15 protein-coding genes are annotated in these 17,395 nt (G+C 54.4%); 12 read left to right on the top strand and 3 right to left on the bottom strand.

Annotated features, from left to right (window positions below):
- The first annotated feature begins 4 nt into the window (after window positions 1-4).
- From Q4551_RS14880 to Q4551_RS14855, 6 genes are all read left to right on the top strand, one after another.
- Window positions 5-1,624 (top strand): ABC transporter ATP-binding protein, encoded by a 1,620-nt coding sequence (locus Q4551_RS14880; protein ID WP_303434661.1) that lies wholly within the window; start codon window positions 5-7, stop codon window positions 1,622-1,624.
- A 102-nt stretch (window positions 1,625-1,726) separates the two neighbouring features.
- Entirely contained in the window at window positions 1,727-2,821 is a 1,095-nt protein-coding gene (apbC, locus tag Q4551_RS14875; RefSeq protein ID WP_303434660.1) for an iron-sulfur cluster carrier protein ApbC, read from the top strand.
- Between the two features lie 648 nt (window positions 2,822-3,469).
- Window positions 3,470-4,639: a DUF2726 domain-containing protein gene (locus Q4551_RS14870; protein WP_303434659.1), complete on the top strand. Its 1,170-nt coding sequence runs from the start codon at window positions 3,470-3,472 to the stop codon at window positions 4,637-4,639.
- Between the two features lie 264 nt (window positions 4,640-4,903).
- Entirely contained in the window at window positions 4,904-6,265 is a 1,362-nt protein-coding gene (locus tag Q4551_RS14865; protein WP_303434658.1) for a DUF2726 domain-containing protein, read from the top strand.
- Window positions 6,266-6,545: 280 nt separating this feature from the next.
- Window positions 6,546-7,004, top strand: a complete 459-nt coding sequence (locus Q4551_RS14860; RefSeq protein ID WP_303434657.1) for a YbaN family protein — start codon at window positions 6,546-6,548, stop codon at window positions 7,002-7,004.
- Between the two features lie 82 nt (window positions 7,005-7,086).
- Window positions 7,087-7,776, top strand: coding sequence for a phosphatase PAP2 family protein (locus tag Q4551_RS14855; RefSeq protein ID WP_303434656.1), 690 nt, complete (start codon window positions 7,087-7,089; stop codon window positions 7,774-7,776).
- Between the two features lie 28 nt (window positions 7,777-7,804).
- On the opposite strand, the gene Q4551_RS14850 is transcribed toward Q4551_RS14855, so the two are convergent.
- Both Q4551_RS14850 and topA read right to left on the bottom strand, forming a co-directional pair.
- The gene (locus Q4551_RS14850; RefSeq protein WP_368501409.1) at window positions 7,805-8,269 is read right to left on the bottom strand and encodes a ComEA family DNA-binding protein; all 465 of its coding nucleotides are present in this window, start codon (window positions 8,267-8,269) and stop codon (window positions 7,805-7,807) included.
- 115 nt (window positions 8,270-8,384) lie between these two features.
- Entirely contained in the window at window positions 8,385-11,048 is a 2,664-nt protein-coding gene (topA, locus tag Q4551_RS14845; protein WP_303434655.1) for a type I DNA topoisomerase, read from the bottom strand.
- A 470-nt stretch (window positions 11,049-11,518) separates the two neighbouring features.
- On the opposite strand from topA, the gene Q4551_RS14840 reads away from it, so the two are divergent.
- Window positions 11,519-12,520: a hypothetical protein gene (locus Q4551_RS14840; protein ID WP_303434654.1), complete on the top strand. Its 1,002-nt coding sequence runs from the start codon at window positions 11,519-11,521 to the stop codon at window positions 12,518-12,520.
- Here Q4551_RS14840 and Q4551_RS14835 read toward each other — a convergent pair.
- Window positions 12,496-13,356, bottom strand: coding sequence for a DUF1853 family protein (locus Q4551_RS14835; protein WP_303434653.1), 861 nt, complete (start codon window positions 13,354-13,356; stop codon window positions 12,496-12,498). The two genes, Q4551_RS14840 and Q4551_RS14835, sit on opposite strands and share 25 nt — an antisense overlap.
- A 149-nt stretch (window positions 13,357-13,505) precedes the next feature.
- On the opposite strand from Q4551_RS14835, the gene Q4551_RS14830 reads away from it, so the two are divergent.
- Genes Q4551_RS14830 through Q4551_RS14810 form a run of 5 tightly spaced genes read left to right on the top strand, consistent with a single transcriptional unit; the run spans window position 13,506 to window position 17,333 of the window.
- Entirely contained in the window at window positions 13,506-14,390 is an 885-nt protein-coding gene (locus Q4551_RS14830; protein WP_303434652.1) for an NAD(+) kinase, read from the top strand.
- A gap of 2 nt (window positions 14,391-14,392) precedes the next feature.
- Complete coding sequence (locus Q4551_RS14825; protein WP_303434651.1) at window positions 14,393-15,349, top strand: metallophosphoesterase; 957 nt, start codon at window positions 14,393-14,395, stop codon at window positions 15,347-15,349.
- Window positions 15,349-16,194 (top strand): rhomboid family intramembrane serine protease, encoded by an 846-nt coding sequence (locus Q4551_RS14820; protein WP_303434650.1) that lies wholly within the window; start codon window positions 15,349-15,351, stop codon window positions 16,192-16,194. The genes Q4551_RS14825 and Q4551_RS14820 overlap by 1 nt, the downstream gene beginning before the upstream one ends.
- Window positions 16,195-16,213: 19 nt before the next feature.
- Window positions 16,214-16,477: a YeaC family protein gene (locus tag Q4551_RS14815; RefSeq protein ID WP_303434649.1), complete on the top strand. Its 264-nt coding sequence runs from the start codon at window positions 16,214-16,216 to the stop codon at window positions 16,475-16,477.
- A gap of 4 nt (window positions 16,478-16,481) precedes the next feature.
- The gene (locus Q4551_RS14810; protein ID WP_303434648.1) at window positions 16,482-17,333 is read left to right on the top strand and encodes a DUF2797 domain-containing protein; all 852 of its coding nucleotides are present in this window, start codon (window positions 16,482-16,484) and stop codon (window positions 17,331-17,333) included.
- Window positions 17,334-17,395 lie beyond the last annotated feature (62 nt).

Here is a 17,395-nt window from a genome sequence, read left to right as displayed (position 1 = left end):
GGCAATGTCATTGTTAACTGTACGTGATCTGACGATCGAATTACCTGCCTTGGTCAATGCCCGGCAAGCCCAGCGGCAGCCGCTGGTCAACGGGATTTCCTTTAGCATTGCCGCCGGTGAAATCCTGGCGCTGGTCGGGGAAAGTGGCTCCGGCAAATCGCTGACGGCACTGGCCATTTTACGATTGTTGCCCGATACCTTGAGTATCACCGGCGGTGTGATCGAACTGGCTGGCGATAATCTGTTTGAACGGACCGAACGGCAGATGAATGCGGTTCGGGGTTATCGCGCAGCGATGATTTTTCAGGAGCCGCAAAGTGCGCTGAATCCGGTCCAAACCCTGTTGCAACAGATTGGTGAAGTACTGGTTTTACACAAGGGCCTGACCGGTGCGGCGCTAAAAACAGCGGTTATCAATCTGTTGGAAGAAGTTGGTATTCCTGACCCTCGCCAGCGTCTGAGCTGGTATCCGCATCAGTTGTCCGGCGGTCAGAAGCAGCGAGTAATGATCGCCATGGCTCTGGCCTGTGAGCCGGAGCTGCTGGTGGCGGATGAACCGACCACTGCACTGGATGTCACCATCCAGAAGCAGATTCTGGATTTGCTGAACCAGATCCGTCGCGCCCGGAAACTGGGGGTCTTGCTGATTACTCACGATATGGGTGTGGTGTCGGAAATGGCCGACCGGGTGGCGGTGATGCGCCATGGTGAGATTCTGGAATACCGTCCTGGTGATGAGTTCTTCGTGTCGCCGCAACACGAATACAGTCGCCAGCTGATTCACTCGTTGCCACGGCGTGACTTCCGACAGCCATTGACCACCCCCGAGCCGTTGCTGACGGTGGAGGGGTTGAAGGTCTGGTTTCCACAGCGCCATGGTGTGCTGCAGCGGGTGGTAGGCCATACCCGCGCAGTGGATGGCGTATCATTCCAGATCCATAAAGGTGAAACCCTGGCACTGGTGGGAGAATCCGGTTCCGGCAAATCGACGGTAGGTCGGGCCATTCTGGCTCTGGAACCTCTGTATGCGGGGTGTATCACTTTCGACGGCCAGCGGATTGACCAGCTGAGCCAGGCTGAATTTCGTGCTTACCGCAAACGTATTCAAGTGATTTTCCAGGACCCGTTTTCTTCCATGAATCCGCGTATGACCATTCGTGAGATTCTTGCCGAAGGCATGATCAGTCTGGGCCTGGCCGATGACCATCAACAGCGTGAAGCCAAGCTGCAAACACTGTTGCTGCGGGTTGGTATGGCGGTGGAGCACCTCGACCGCTATCCCCATGAATTTTCCGGGGGCCAGCGTCAGCGAATCGCCATTGCCCGGGCGATTGCAGTCGAGCCTGATCTGATTATCTGTGATGAACCCACCAGTGCGCTGGATGTCAGTATCCGCGGCCAGGTATTGGCGTTGCTGCAGGAGCTGCAGCAAGAAATGGGGTTGAGCTATCTGTTTATTACCCACGACCTGTCGATTATTCCACATCTGGCTCATCGGGTGGCGGTGATGAGTCAGGGGGTCCTGGTTGAGCAAGGGGAGTGCGCCTGCGTGATGAACCAGCCTCAAGACTCTTATACTCAGGCACTGCTGGCAGCGGCACCGGTTATATGTACGGGTTTATAATCACGACCTTGTTTCTCGGTGTGATTGTCGCCATTTAGAGCACCAGAACGCATTTCTTTATTTTTTGCGGTGTAAACCGTTTGACCGATTCAGGAGTTTGTTGTGTCCCAACTGACCCAAGCCCAGGTAGAACAAGCCCTGGCGAGCTACATCGACCCATATTTGGAAATGGATCTGGTATCTGCCGGTGCCTTGCAGTCTGTCCAGATTAACGGCGGCAACGTTGCGGTGGTGCTGGAACTGGATTATCCGTCGGAATTTCTCAGCGGCGGTGTGACGCAACTGTTAACGACCGCACTGGAAAACCTCGATGGTTGTGATGACGCCAATGTCACATTGGGCTGGCATGTGGAAGCTCACAAGAGCCATGATGGTGGTGAATCCCTGGCTGCGGTAAAAAACATCGTCGCGATTTCATCCGGCAAAGGCGGTGTGGGAAAATCCACGACGGCAGTCAATCTGGCGATTGCCCTGGCTCAGGACGGTGCCAAAGTTGGTCTGCTGGATGCGGATATTTATGGCCCGAGCCAGGGCATCATGCTTGGTGTTGCCGATGGCACACGACCGGACACCATTGATAACAAGTGGTTTGTGCCAGTAGAAGCCCATGGTATCAAAACCATGTCGATGGCCTATCTGGTGACAGAGCAAACACCGATGGTGTGGCGTGGCCCTATGGTAGCGGGGGCATTGACCCAGATTCTGACCCAGACCCAATGGGGCGAACTGGATTATTTACTGATCGATATGCCACCGGGAACCGGTGATATCCAGCTTACCCTGAGCCAGAAATACCCGGTGTCGGGTTCGGTAATTGTTACGACTCCACAAGACATTGCCCTGGCCGATGCCAAAAAAGGCGTGGAAATGTTCCGTAAGGTGGGGATTCCGGTGCTGGGCATGATCGAAAACATGAGCATGCACATTTGCTCCAACTGTGGTCATGCAGAACATATCTTTGGCCAGGATGGCGCCGAACGTCTGGCGACGACCTACCACACCAAGGTGCTGGGTTCCTTGCCGCTGGCGACCTATATCCGGGAACAATCGGATGCTGGTGTGCCGGTGGTGGCCGCTGATGAGAGTTCGGAAGTGGCGATGATGTATCGTCATGCTGCCCGTCGTCTGGCGGTAGCACTGGCTCGTGGTGGTGAAGCAGCGGAAGCGATGCCGGAAATCAGTATCTCCGAAGATTAAGGTTCCAGAAAATATGATACCTGATACCTGATACCTGATACCTGATACCTGATACGTCAGGTGTCGGGTCATGATCGCAATAACGTCGTGCTCGCGGCGTTATATCAAACTCCCGATTGGCCATTTTGATAAGCCATATTTCCGTGGTACGGCATATATTGTCGTTACTGGCGGCTGTCTCACCAGTGTGAAAAAAGCAACCTTTTTCCAGACGATTGTACCTATCAGTTTATAGATACCGGATCGTGCCAGTATCGTATGTCCACTATTGTGGCTGAAGGGCTGGCTCACTTCCGGGTTAATAACTGATCACTCTTGATATAGGCGGGTTTGACTGCCGACGGCGATATGATAAAGAGCCTCCGGTTACTGTCTTCAAAGGCGTTGATTTCAGCCAGGTTTTTACTGTTTTTTGCAGGATTGGGATAACCGTAATAGTTCCCCATGTGTATTATATGCGCTGGTTTGGTGCTTTTTGAGGGTCTTTGTGCTACGCGGTGGTGATGGCATGGAGACCAGAGCACATTGGTATTATTGTTTTGGCGTTTGGGCTGTTTGGTCATGGGAACGTCACGCTCCGGGTATTTATTGACGGTAATTTTTTGTAGAGTCCGTTGCTAATGTACCGGGTGTTATATGGAGATACACATGGATTACCTGATTGTTGGTCTTGGAGGCGGCATTCTGCTTGCTGTGGGCGTGATTGTCTGGATGATTTCTTCCAGAAAAGGGTCAGCCAGTCATTTTTCTTATGCAGCCGCAGGGCCGGTTCTGTCATCTGTAGAGCTGGATTTTTATCGGGCTTTACAGTCTGCATACGACAATACGGCACTGATTTTATGTAAAGTCCGGGCCGCGGATATTATTCAGCCAGAAGAAGGACTGAAGCAGGACGTAAGCCAGGCTCTGCTCGAACGTATTGCACCCAATGAGTTCGATTTTGTCTTGTGTGACCCAGACAATTTGTCTGTACGTTGTGTCATTCGGCTGGATCATGGTGAATCAGATAAAGAGCGGCGGCAAAATAACGAGCTGCTGGTCTCTGCTTGCCAGTCTGCTGCTGTCAACATGCGCTTGGTGGACGTTCAGCAATCCTTGTCGGTTGAGGAGCTGAGAGCGCTGGAAAGCCCGCTTCCTGAACAGACGGAAGTGGTTCCTGAGACGGCCGAGGCTGCCGATCCGGCGTTGGTTGGTAATACCGATCATGACCATACGGTAACCGAGCCTCAGAAGAGCGAGCAGGCGCCGCTGTCTCCGGTCTTGCCTGAAACCAATTTGATGCCAGAAGCTGCGGCTCCGCAACATGAAGAAGAAGATCCTTTCTCTTTGTCTTCCCTGATCTCTGATCCGGTACCAGAAGAAACCGGCTCGGACTTTGACAGCGATATTGCCTCATGGGGCAGTGAAGAAAGCTCTGACAGTGTGTTGGCTTCCGGTATCGAGGATACACCCGCAGCGGCAGCGGCAGAATCTGCACCAGCAGCCCCGGAACCGGCAGTTGTAACACCGGCAGCAGAGGCTGTAGCGGCAGCACCATCTCCGGCGCCTGTGGTGCCAGAACCCGCTGCAACACCAGAAGCTGTTGTTGAGGCAGACACTTCTCATCATCAGCACATACCACGGCCAGCTGCCAAACCTCTGCATGCTGTTACCGAACCACATTGCCCCCGTTGCCATGCGCCCCTGGTGCAACACACGCCAAAATCCGGCAAATTGGTGGGTCAGTTGTTGTGGATCTGTAGCACCTTTCCGGAATGTCGTTATGCCGCGCCTTTTGATGCCCATGATGAACCACAGCTGAATCGCGGCACGGGCTGATCCGGCCGCCTCATGCACTGCTCTGGCGGGAATTTTACAGCGTAAAGAAAGCGACTCTTTTGGCAATCTCTTTGGCAATGTCGCGCAATCGTGCCATAGAGAGGAACAAATTGTGCTTTCTGCTATGATAATTAGCTATCTGTCTGTTCATTGACGGTCACTGTTATCGGGTATGCCTGGTTTGGCAAGATTGCAGTGATTCTGGTCTCTTGTTCTTTGGACAATCACTATCATTTCCGCTGTCAGTCATGAGGTTTCAGGATTATGGATGTACTCGAGATATTGGTGTTATTGATCGCTTTGGTACTCATTGCCTTGATTGTGGCAGTGGTGCTGGTATCGGTTCAGGCACTGGCATCCAGCAAACGCGCCAAGGCTTCCCAAGCCAAGCCCAGTCCAGCTGCAGAACCTGAGGCAACCGAGCCAGCTTCAATCGGATCGGTTATGGATCTTATCTCTCCACCTCCTGTGGGTCCGGTAACCACGTCCAACGATACTGCCGCGCCTGTGGATAAGGATGAGGATGAAATTCTGGATGAAGAGATCGAGCTTGATGTACCGCCAACGATCGAAGAGCTGTTATCGAAAGCCGGCCCGGCCCCGGTGAATAACGAGCCTGCCGAGGTTGAGCCAAAAGCGGAGAGTCCTGCTCCTGCCAAACAGCCAGACCCCCGCAGCACTGAAGAGAAACGTCCCGCGGCCCCTGTTGCTCCCGTGGAGCGAGCCACTATTCCGGAGGATACGCTGCGGCGACCACTGGAAGAAATCAAGCTGGCAACACCAGCCCGTCGTAATGATGATAACTACCCTTATATGGCTGGTGGTCCGCTGCTGACGCCGCTGGAACGTCTGTTTTATGGTGATCTCAAAACATCGATTTCGGATAACACCGAGATTTTTTGTAAGGTTCGAGCATCCGATATTCTGAATCCCAGATCCGACCTGAGCCTTGAAGATTCTTATTTTGCTGCCGACCAGCTAGCGACCCAGCGCTTCGATTTTGTCTTGTGTGATGCCCGCGATTTTTCAGTGATTGGTGTTATCGAACTGGATGGTATGGGCGAGCGTGAAGGGCTGCGCAAGATTCAGCGCGAGATATTACGCAAGTCGGCAGAATCGGCTAATTTGCCGGTCTTGCTGGTGGATATGAAGCGTGGTTATACCATCAGGGAGATACGGGAACAGGTGAATTATTTGCTGCCCAGGGATAGCGGTGGTTATGAAGGAACGATTGAACATGAAGCGGTTGATGATACGCCTGATATCTACCAGGAGGAGGAAGAAATCACCGTGACACTGGCGGATAACGGCGTGTCTGAGGAGCCGGACAGCGCCCCTGATTCCAGTGTGGACAGCGGCGATGATGAGCAAGAGACAGCGGCGGTTACTGCTGCAACAGAAGCTGTTGCTGAGACTCCTGTGTCTCCTGTTGCTGCTTCCGGGAATGACACGTCGTCGGCTCCGGCGGCAGAGACAGAGACAGCACATAAAAATGTCTGTCCTCGTTGTCAGTCACCCCTGAAACTATCATTGGCGACAACGGGTGAATTTGCTGGCCAGTACTTCTGGATTTGTACCAAATTACCTGAATGCCCTTACGTTGCACCGATTTCGCCGCCGCAATAAACCGTCCGTAATACCTGTTATCAACCCCTGGCCACACCGGCGCCTTTGTCTTTCAGTCGTGAAGCAGTTCACTGTGACCTGAGAGACGACGGCCCGGCTTCCAGCAAGATTGTGCCCGACTCTATGGCCGTTATCGCTGGTGCTGGACTGGTTGTTTAATCTGATGTCAGCCGCCTAGGTCAATCAGGCTTGTACTGTTGTATTGCGGTGGTATGGATTCCGCCACATCATGATTACCACAACAATATCTTCGACTGTTTTGTATTACGAGGTTGAACTTATGCCTGTTCCTGAATCGCCAGAGCCGGGTCGTCGCCAGGTTGCCAATCCGGTATTACGTTGGTGCTTGCTGGCGGTGGGGTGGCTGGCTGTGGCGTTGGGAACTGTCGGGATCTTTCTGCCGGTGTTGCCGACCACACCTTTCTTGTTACTGGCTGCCGCCTGTTTTGTGCGCAGTTCGCCGGGTTTTTATCATTGGCTGGTCGGGCATCCGAAGCTGGGCAGTTATGTACTGTATTACCTCGACGGCAAGGGAATGCCCAAAAAAGCCAAGATTTATACCCTGTTGCTGATGTGGGCATCGCTGTTGTTGACGGCACTGGTTCTGGTGCCCTCTGTTTGGGTACAAATCACGCTGTCGCTGACCGGCCTGGGAGTGAGTTGGTACATTCTTCGTTTACCCACTTTGACGCTGGTGACAGCGCCACACCAGGGTAGCAATCAATCAAGGTTGGAATAATACCTGGCAACGGGATTTGATGGCTTTTCCTGTGTGCTTGCCGCTATGCTTTGCGCCGCATTTATTGGTTGAGGGGTAACACGTGTTTTTTCTGAAACAGCATGCTGACTGGTTGCTTTTTGTGCTGCTGGTGCTGGTTTTTTTGCTTTGGCCAGAGCTGGATCTTGTGGTCAGCCATTGGTTTTACGATGACGCCTCGGCCAGCTGGCCATATCGGGACAATCCGGTGAATCTGGCCTTGTATGGCTTGTTCCGTTATTTGCCCTATGCCCTGGTGCCTTTGTTGATGATTGGGTTGGGGTTGACCTTCTGGTCTCGTGGCTTGCCCCGTAGCCAGAGGAAGGTCTGGTTGTTCCTGTTGCTGACCTTGCTGATTGGCCCCGGTATTCTGGTACACAATGTATTTAAAGAAGGTTTTGAGCGGCCACGGCCAAAGCAGGTAGTGGAATTTGGCGGCAAAAGTGGTTTCAGTCCAGCCTTTGTGATTGCGGATCAGTGCCATGGCAAATGCCGGTCGTTTGTTAGTGGTCACTCGGCGATGGGGTTCTGGCTGATGGTGTTTGCCTGGTGGAGCCGACGTAAAGTCTGGCTGTATCTTGGGGTCGCGGTGGGAGTCAGTGTCAGTGTGGTGAGGATTACCCAGGGCGGGCATTTTCTCAGCGATACGATTTTTGCCGGATTTATTTGTTACTTCATCTATCGGTTGTTCAGCTATTGGTTGCTGGGGCATAGCCGGATTGGCTACCTGGAGTCAACACGGGGTACAGCTTGATCCCCGTTGTCAGTGGACGGTTTAGCCATCACTGGGTCGTTACCAGCCAGCGGTTCTTTTCAATGGTGGCACTGCCAATGCCTCGTACCTGAGCGAGGTCTTCGATGCTGTTGAACGGGCCATTTTCCTGGCGGTAACGCACGATGGCTTCGGCCTTGACGGCGCCTATACCTTGAAGGTGCGTCAGCGCATCGACGCTGGCGGTGTTGATATTGATTTTACTGGCCATGGCTGTGGTCGTCGTGGCTTCAACGGCACTGGGCGTGTTTCCAGAGCTATCGTTGACTGCGAGCAGGGCAGCCCCTTGTTTCTGCGGTTGTGGTGGTTGTGCGCCACTGAGGTCGGTAAGGCCGATGCTGAAGGTCGTGGAGAAGGGGTTGCTACTGGCGTCACTGTAGGCGGCGGTGGAGGTGGCCAACAACAGGGCCATGAGCAGGGTTTGCAGGGTTCGCTGGAATGATGAAGTCGTCGGATCGGTTTTAAATGACATCATGTCGACATCTCCTTGATGGGGTGAGATGTCAAACTAGCAATCAACTATCCGGTTTTGAATCCGGCGAAACTCTTATCCGAAGAGCCGCCGGTTCAGTCTAAAGGGCGATTTATCGCTACTTGTCAGCGGCTTTTGTCGTCTTTTTGGGTGAGGCTTTTTTCTTGGTTTCTTCAACCCATTGTCCGTCTTTATACCAGGCTGACCAGCCGGTAGCCTTACCTTCAACTTCCGACATCACGTACTGTTCCTTGCTTTTGCGACTGTAGCGAATGACGGAAGGGTTGTTGTCCTTGTCGGTTCGCGGAGCATCCAGCAGGAAGTGGTACTTTTGTGGCAGTTCCGCCTGATGAGCTAATAACTCTTGTACTTGTGGCGGACGGGTTTCGCGGTTTTTCGGGAACTGGCTGGCGGCCAGGAACAGGCCCGATGCGCCGTCTCGCAATACATAGGTATCGTCGACTTTCAGGCACTTCAGTTCCGGCATGGGGACCGGGTCCATTTTCGGTGGCGCAGCTTCCCCGCTTTTGAGCAACTTGCGGGTGTTTTTACATTCGCTGTTGGTGCAGCCAAAGTATTTGCCAAAGCGGCCAGATTTGAGCTGCATTTCACTGCCGCATTTGTCGCATTCCAGTGTCGGGCCGTCGTATCCCTTGATCTTGAACTGGCCCGTTTCGACTTCAACGCCGACGCAATCCGGGTTGTTGCCGCAAATATGTACCTTGCGCTGTTCATCAAGCAGGTAGCTGTCCATGGCGTTGTCGCAGATCGGGCAGCGACGTTTTTCCATCAGGCGACGGCTTTCTGCTTCTTCGTCTTCATCGGCGGAGATGGCTTCTTCGCCGGGGATCAGGTTCAGCGTCTGGGTGCAGCGTTCCTTGGGCGGCAGTGAGTAGCCGGAGCAGCCGAGGAAGACACCCGTGGAGCCGGTGCGGATCTGCATATGGCGACCACAGGTCGGGCAGGGAATATCGGTATCGACCGGGGTATTCGGACGCATGCCACCGTCTTCACCGGCACTGTCCAGTTTTTTCTGGAAGCCGCCGTAAAAATTATCCAGTACTTCGGTCCAGTTGCTGTCGCCATCGGCAATATGGTCGAGCTTTTCTTCCATGCTGGCGGTAAAGCCAAAATCCATCAGGTCATCGAAGTTTTCGACCAGACGACTGGTGACGATATCGCCCATTTTTTCAGCGTAAAAACGACGGCCCTTGAGGCTGACGTAACCACGTTCCTGAATGGTGGAAATAATCGAGGCGTAGGTGGATGGGCGACCAATACCACGTTTTTCGAGCTCTTTTACCAGGGCGGCTTCAGAGAAGCGCGGCGATGGTTTGGTGAAATGCTGCTTGGGTTCCAGCTCAATCAGATTGAGGTGATCACCTTCGGCCACATCGGGCAGCAAGACGTCATCGTCCTTGCCACCACCGGAGGTCAGTACGCGCAAATGACCATCAAAGCGGATAACCCGGCCACGGGTTTTTAAATCGAAATCGCCAGCACTGGTGGTAATACTGGAGCTGGTGAATTTGGCATCGGCGGTTTGACAGGCAACAAAACGACGCCAGATCAGATCGTAAAGGCGCTGGGCATCCGGTTCCATGCTGCTGAGGTCGGCGGCCCGCAGGGTGACATCGGAAACCCGGATGGCTTCGTGCGCCTCTTGTGCACCTGCCTTGCTACTGTAAATGCGTGGTTGGTCGGGCAGGTATTGCTCCCCTAACTTGTCCTGGATGTAGTCACGCACACTGGCGACAGCATCCTGACTCAGGTTGGTGGAGTCGGTACGCATATAGGTGATGTAACCGGCTTCGTACAGCCGTTGGGCCAGGGTCATGGTTTTCTTGACGCTGAAGCCCATGCGGGTGCTGGCCGCTTGTTGCAGGGTGGAGGTAATAAATGGCGCTGCCGGCCTGGAGCTGGTGGGCTTGTCTTCACGCTTGCTGACGGCAAAGGGCAATTTGCTCAGCTGGTCGATCAGGGCATGGGTATCGGCGGCATTAGTGGGGCGGAATTCCTTGCCTTGATAGCGAATCAGCTGCGCCCGTAACACTTCACCGCTGTCGGTACTGAGGTTGGCAAAGGCTTCCCAGAATTCTTCTGGAATAAAGGCGCGGATTTCCCGCTCGCGCTCGACAATCAGGCGCACGGCTACCGATTGCACACGTCCGGCTGACAGGCCGCGGGCAATTTTGCTCCACAGCAGTGGCGACAGCATAAAGCCCACCACGCGATCGAGGAAGCGCCGTGCCTGTTGGGCATTGACGCGGTTCATATTCAGGTCGGAGGGCTGTTCAAAGGCTTTTTGAATGGCTTTTTTGGTGATCTCGTTAAATACCACTCGACGATATTGCTCGTCTTGGCCGCCAATAATCTCACGAAGGTGCCAGGCGATGGCTTCTCCCTCGCGGTCCAAATCCGTCGCCAGATAAATCTGGTCGGCATCCTTGGCCAGGCGTTTGAGTTCGTCGACGACCTTTTCCTTGCCTGGCAAAATCTGGTAGTGGGCTTCCCAACCGTTTTCCGGGTCGATGCCCATGCGGTTGATCAGCTGTTCCTTGGCTTTGCGAGCCTTGTAGATCGCTTTTTTCTCCGGCGACATTTTGCGCGTCAGGGCGGCCTGTTTGGCACGCTCCTTCGGATCGCTTGTTGACGCGGAACCGGATGTAGGCAAATCGCGCACGTGGCCGACGCTGGACTTGACGATAAAGTCCTTACCCAAGTACTTATTGATGGTTTTCGCCTTGGCAGGCGATTCCACAATTACCAGCGATCTGCCCATATTCTCCGTTTTACCCTTAAATACGTGTTAACTCAGCCCAGTTGTGGCGACACTTTATAGGTAGACCCCTGGGTTTGGTCAAGCCTGAAGCAAGGAACTTCTGCACATTCTCTGCCATGAACAGTAAAAAACGAGGTCGTTTTTTACGCAAAATATCAATTTTGGCCAAGTATTTTTAAGTAACTTTTATGAATGATTCGGGGTATCCCCAGTAGGGGGATTTGTTGTTCTGGGTTGATGCTGCGGCTGTGCTGTCAGGCTTATGCTGCCTGACTTGTTGCCGGTTAGTGAGTGCTGGCCAAATACGGATTTCAGGGGCTGCTGACCAGCTTGCCAATTAAGCTATCCGACTCTGGCCAGAGCCTTCTTTAATAAGAGTATGATGGCGGCGACAAATTATTCACTGTGCTGTGGCGTTCAATACGGGTTGATTGACCTTTTGGGGTAACAGCCGATAAGGAATGACTGCTGTGTTTTCTTCTTTGACGGGTTGTGGGGCTGCCCAGAAGTTGCTGTCTTTGTGCCATGATCTGGAGGTGGAACGTTTTCCGCTTCAGGCTGATATCGATACATCCGGTGTGTCTGTGTTGCGGCTGGATCGTATCCATCCGGTGCTGTCGGGTAACAAGCTGTTCAAACTGTTGTGTCACTGGCAGCCCTGGCAGGGCAGTGGCCGTTCCGGTTGGGTAACGCCGGGAGGTGTCTGGTCAAATCATTTGCATGCGGTGGCATTTCTGGGGCAGTGGGCTGGGGTTCGTACAACCGGCCTGGTACGGGGTTATGACGATGTGCCGTTGACGGCAACCTTGCAGGATTGTGTCGATTGGGGCATGCAGCTGGTATTCCAGTCCAGAGTTGATTATCGCCAGCGCTATGACCCGGACTGGCAGCGCCACTGGTCGGCGGCGACTGACAGCTATTTTATCGGCGAGGGTGGGGCCTGGGCGGCATCGACAGAGATGGCGCTGTTGTCAGGGCTTGATAGCGATGACCAGCAAGATCCCGGGGCGCAGGCATTTGCGGCCTTGGCGGCTGTCTGTGCCGGATATGATCAGGTGTGGCTGGCAGCCGGCAGCGGGACAACAGCCGAGCGCTTGTTGCCAAGGCTGCCCGCTGATGTACATCTGGTGGCGGTGAATACCGTTGCCGATCATGGCGCTCTGGCGCAACGCTGGCAGCGGTTGTTTGCCGGTCGGTCATGGCAGATTGTTGCCAGCAGCATGCGCCGCTTCGGGGCGCAATCCGATGCGTTGCGAGGGCAAATCACCGCCTTTGACCGTCAGGGGTTACCGCTCGATCCGGTGTACGGTGCGCCCCTGGTCGACACCTGGTTACAGCATGCTGCGTTGTGGCAGGGGCAATCTGTTCTGCTGATTCATGGCGGCGGGTTGCAGGGCCGACGGGGGATCGGCCTGGATGTCGATGTGTCTGCTGAGGGCCAGGTCGATCAGGTCCGTCCGTTGGGCCAATGATCTGCAACAATCATCCAGCGTTGCTGCTCTGCCCAGTATGGCTGCAGTGGCCTGACCCGGGCCAGGCAGAGCGGGATATCCAGATAGCGAAAATGGCACTGCAGCAATTGCACGATATCGGCTGCGCTGGCGGCCACTGGAGACAAGACCGGGCTGAGCCATTCATCGCGGGCCAGAATGACCCAATGGCCAGTGCGGATATGTTCTTGCAACTCACTGGCATGACACCAGCGACCTTGCCAGTGGTGAGGATTCACTTCCGCCGGTCGCTGGGCCGTGATGGCAGGATTGGCCGGGTAAAACAGGCAACCACGGAAGACGGCTTCCGACCGGCGCGGAGACCAGCCCCGTGTCGCCAGCAGTGTCTGTGCCTGTGGATGGCGGGCCAGAGGGAGTTGCTGTTCATAGGTGTGGCGCAATTTGTTCGCCAGTTGATCCCGGCGATTGGCACCGATCCAGTCATTGCCAATGCCAAGATAAAACTTTAGGGCCAGTTCAAGGTGCCATTGTTGCTGACCGTTATCGATCAGCAGATCAAGTTCACCGAGGGTACGATCGCGTCCGGCGATCTGGATATTGGCATCCCAGCGCCAGCCGCTGTGCTGTAGCCATTCGTGCCAGAGCGACTCAAACACCAGCCCGAGGCGGCTCTGTTCACTGCGTCTGGTGTGGTGCCACTGGGTCGGGCAACCGGCCTGCTGACAGAGGGATTCCAGCCATGGTGGCTGGGATGGTGACCAGGGGCAGGCCAGTAATGAGGGCGATGTCAGCGCCCAGATCAAATCACGGATGTGTTTGTCTGGCAGTTGGAAAAAGGCGTCTTCGGAGATTTGCATGCGTCAGGTCAACAAGCCTTTTGGTAGTTGCTGTGATATAAATCGCGCACTTCACTCTCCCGACACTGGCAGTATCCATTTGGCAGGATTGGGTGGCATCGCAGCGCCGGTTACAGGCTGCATCGATAACAACGACTTGGGTTAAGGTGATGGAAGAGTTTCGTAATATAGGCCTTATCGGCCGCTTGAACAGTAACAAGGTCATTGAAACCGTCAAGCGATTATCCCGCTTTCTGACCGATGAGGGATATTACGTCATTCTCGACGATCGCATTGCTGAGGTGATTCCGGGCCATAATATGCAGGTCAGCAAGGTCAATTTGCTGGGTGAAATCTGCGACCTGGTGATTGTGGTCGGAGGTGATGGCAGCTTGCTTGGGGCGGCTCGTGCTTTGGCCAAGTACCATATTCCGGTACTGGGTATTAACCGTGGCCGTCTTGGTTTTCTGACCGACATCAGCCCTGGCGACACCATGTGTGACGAAGTGCTTGCGGTTTTGCATGGCGAATACACCAGTGAACTGCGATTTTTGCTGGATGCAGAAGTCAAACGGGATGGTAATCCGATCGGTGGGGCTGCGGCCCTGAATGATGTGGTGTTACACCCGGGCAAGTCGGCTCGCATGATTGCTTTCGACCTGTATATCGAAGGACAGTACGTTTATAACCTGCGGTCAGACGGCTTGATTGTGTCCACTCCGACCGGTTCGACGGCGTATTCGTTATCCGGTGGCGGGCCGATCATGCATCCCAAACTGGATGCTCTGGTACTGGTACCGATGTTTCCACATACCTTGTCGAGTCGGCCTATAGTGGTGGATGGCAAAAGCGAAATCAAAATCCATATTGATGGCGATCTGGATATTTATCCAACGCTCAGCTGTGATGGTCAAACCCATCTTCCATGTGCGCCCGGTGATGTGATTACCATCCGGAAAAAAGCGCACAAGTTTAAATTGATTCACCCCAAAGGGCATAACTTCTACGAGATATGCCGCACCAAATTGGGCTGGAGCAGTAACCTTGGAGACTGAATATGCACCAGGGATATGATCTGATCGGGGATATACATGGCTGTGGCGATACCCTTGTTACCTTGCTGGAGCAAATGGGTTATCGCAAGCAGCATGGCGTTTATCGTCATAATACGCGCAAGGCCGTGTTTGTGGGTGATGTTGTGGATCGTGGTCCTCATATTCGACTGGCCTGTGAAGTCGTGCGGAATATGGTCGAGGCCGGTGAAGCAGAAATGCTGATGGGGAATCACGAGTACAACCTGATTACCTACTGTACCAAGGCCCCCGCCGGTATGCGGCAACCGTTTTTACGTGAACACACACGCCGCAACAGCCATATTGTTGAAGCGACGATGGAGCAATTTGCCCACCATCCGCAAGAGCTGAACGATATGCTCGACTGGTTTCTGGAGCGGCCACTGTTTGCCGAATACGACCATTTTCGGGTTGTACACGCTTGCTGGGACAGCGATATGATCGCCGAATATATCGCCCGCTACGGTGGTAATCAGCTGGATCGCCAGCTGCTGCTGGAATCGGTTGATCCTGCCAGCTTCCTGCACAAGTTCCTTGACCGGATGCTGCGTGGCACCTCGCTGAAGCTGCCACAAGGCCGCTCCATGACCGCTACCGATGGCTTTGTACGGCAATTTTTCCGCACCAAGTTCTGGGAGCATGACCCCCAGCGCTACAGCGATGTCCTGTTTCAGCCCGATCCCTTACCAGAGGATTTACAGCATTCGCTGTTGAGTGAGGCAGAGAAACGCCAGCTGCTGTATTACAGCACGGAAGAAAAACCGCTGTTTTTTGGTCATTACTGGATGTCAGGTATTCCGTCACCCTTGAGTACCAATCTGGCGTGTATCGATTATAGTGCCGTGAAATATGGCCGCCTGGTGGCCTATCGCATGGATACTGAACATCAACTACAGCCCAATAAATTCACCTGGGTCAGAGTGGACAAGAACGAGCGCTGATGGAAGCTTTGCTGGTACTGGTGGCGGATGCGGCGGTTGATCTGTCGCCGCTCACACAACAATTATGGGCGCATCGTATCGCGCACCGGGTGATCATGGTGGAGGGTCAGCAACACCTGTACCTGGCCCATGAGGCTGATATTGCCCAGGTACGGAGCTGGGTCGAGCAGTGGCGGGAAGGCCAGCTGGGCAAACCAGAGGTCGAGACCGGTAAGCCCCGGCCGCTGGTGGCGTTTATTCTGACCCTGGCGCAAGTACCGGTGACTCTGGCAATGAGCCTGGTACTGGTACTGATTTTTGGCTGGATGCACATTTCGACCGACTGGTTGGCCTGGGTGCAACCCGGAGATGGCCTGTGGCCGGAGCAGCGGATGCAGCTGGCCACCTATCTGGACATCGGCTTGCTGGCCTGGCTTAAACCGATACTGGTGCATTTTTCGCTGGTCCATTTGGTGTTTAACAGCATGTGGTGGTGGATTCTGGGGCGCAGTATCGAACAGCATGATGGCTCGCGCATGTTGCTACTGTTGACCCTGATCACCGGATTGGTGGGCAACCTGGTGCAGTGGTGGTATGGCGGCCCCGGTTTTGGTGGGCTGTCCGGTGTCACTCTGGGACTGCTGGGTTGGGTCGGCTGGCGGCAATATCAGCGCAAGCTGTCGTACTCCATCCCGGCCATGCTGCTGCCTGTGATGGTGGGCTGGCTGCTGCTGACCATGATGAGTGACAGTCTGATACCGGGCCTGACCGGTATTGCTCATGGTGCGCACCTGGGTGGCTTGATCGCCGGCATGTTGCTGGCCACGGTGTGGCCGAGCAAGCGACCAGCTGCCCCCGATACGTAAATTGTTTGGAGATAAAACGATGACATTACAAGATCTGATCCAGTCGCTGACCCCGGCCGTCTATGAAAACCTCAAAAACGCCGTGGCGCTGGGCAAATGGCCCAACGGCACCGCGTTGCAGGAAGGCCAGCGCGAACTGTGTATGGAAGCCATTCTGCACTATGAAATTACCCATCAGGTACCGGCCGAACAACGGGTAGGTTATGTCGGTGGCGCCTGTGCCAGTGGCAACGTTGAGACCATTGGCCGTGATGATGACGTTCAGCCATTGACGCTGCAGTAAGCCCATGACCGACCGTTACCAGGGTGCGCTCAGCAAAATGGCCGCGACGGCTGCGGCTGATGGACAAGTGGCTTACCGCTTGTCACTGGGGCGTGACCAGATCGATATGAATGCCCTGATCGGCCAGCGTGTGGCATTGAGCTGGCAAGGTGCCATTCACTGTTGTGCCTGTGGCCGCAGCACCCGGAAAAGTTTCAGCCAGGGGTATTGTTATCCCTGTTTCAGCAAACTGGCCCAGTGCGACCGCTGCATGATGAGCCCGGAAACCTGTCATTTTCATCTGGGTACCTGCCGCGAGCCGGACTGGGCAGAACAGGTATGTTTTCAGCCTCATTATGTTTACCTGGCCAACTCGTCCGGCATCAAGGTCGGTATTACCCGTGCCGGTCAGCTGCCCACCCGCTGGCTGGATCAGGGGGCCGTACAGGGCATGGCCATTGCCAGAGTTGCCAGCCGTCGTGTGTCCGGAATGCTGGAAGACCTGCTGCGTCAACGGGTTGCCGACAAAACCAACTGGCGGACGATGCTGAAAGGCCAGAACCCGTTACTCGACCTGGGAGCCGCCCGGGATGACTTGCTGGCCGAGCTCGACGACCCGATTCGCGTACTGACCGACCAGTTGGGCGACGATTCCATTGAATGGTTACCCGCCAGTCGTACTGTGTCGCACAGTTTTCATTACCCTGTGCTGGAATACCCCACCAAGGTAACCAGCCACAACCTGGACAAGACACCAGAGCTGCAAGGGCGGCTACTTGGTATCAAGGGGCAGTATCTGATGCTGGATAGTGGCGTCATCAATCTGCGCAAATACACCAGTTATCAGGTCACTCTGACTCATATTGATGCGATCTGATTAATACGCCCGCCTGATCACAAGGCCTTTCATGATTCGATGGCCAGGGCGGCGGAGTGAAC

The sequence above is a fragment of the Oceanobacter sp. 5_MG-2023 genome (genome assembly GCF_030548165.1).
Lineage (GTDB): Bacteria > Pseudomonadota > Gammaproteobacteria > Pseudomonadales > Oceanobacteraceae > Oceanobacter.
The sequence above is the reverse complement of the archived record's forward strand: the minus strand, read 5'-3'. Positions and strand labels throughout refer to the sequence as shown.

Coding starts and splice junctions, on each gene's coding strand:
- Q4551_RS14830 (WP_303434652.1), top strand. CDS start 13,506: ATGGAAGAGTTTCGTAATATAGGCCTTATCGGCCGCTTGAACAGTAAC.
- Q4551_RS14860 (WP_303434657.1), top strand. CDS start 6,546: ATGCCTGTTCCTGAATCGCCAGAGCCGGGTCGTCGCCAGGTTGCCAAT.
- Q4551_RS14825 (WP_303434651.1), top strand. CDS start 14,393: ATGCACCAGGGATATGATCTGATCGGGGATATACATGGCTGTGGCGAT.
- Q4551_RS14810 (WP_303434648.1), top strand. CDS start 16,482: ATGACCGACCGTTACCAGGGTGCGCTCAGCAAAATGGCCGCGACGGCT.
- Q4551_RS14880 (WP_303434661.1), top strand. CDS start 5: ATGTCATTGTTAACTGTACGTGATCTGACGATCGAATTACCTGCCTTG.
- Q4551_RS14835 (WP_303434653.1), bottom strand. CDS start 13,356: ATGCAAATCTCCGAAGACGCCTTTTTCCAACTGCCAGACAAACACATC.
- Q4551_RS14870 (WP_303434659.1), top strand. CDS start 3,470: ATGGATTACCTGATTGTTGGTCTTGGAGGCGGCATTCTGCTTGCTGTG.
- topA (WP_303434655.1), bottom strand. CDS start 11,048: ATGGGCAGATCGCTGGTAATTGTGGAATCGCCTGCCAAGGCGAAAACC.
- Q4551_RS14850 (WP_368501409.1), bottom strand. CDS start 8,269: ATGATGTCATTTAAAACCGATCCGACGACTTCATCATTCCAGCGAACC.
- Q4551_RS14865 (WP_303434658.1), top strand. CDS start 4,904: ATGGATGTACTCGAGATATTGGTGTTATTGATCGCTTTGGTACTCATT.
- Q4551_RS14820 (WP_303434650.1), top strand. CDS start 15,349: ATGGAAGCTTTGCTGGTACTGGTGGCGGATGCGGCGGTTGATCTGTCG.
- Q4551_RS14815 (WP_303434649.1), top strand. CDS start 16,214: ATGACATTACAAGATCTGATCCAGTCGCTGACCCCGGCCGTCTATGAA.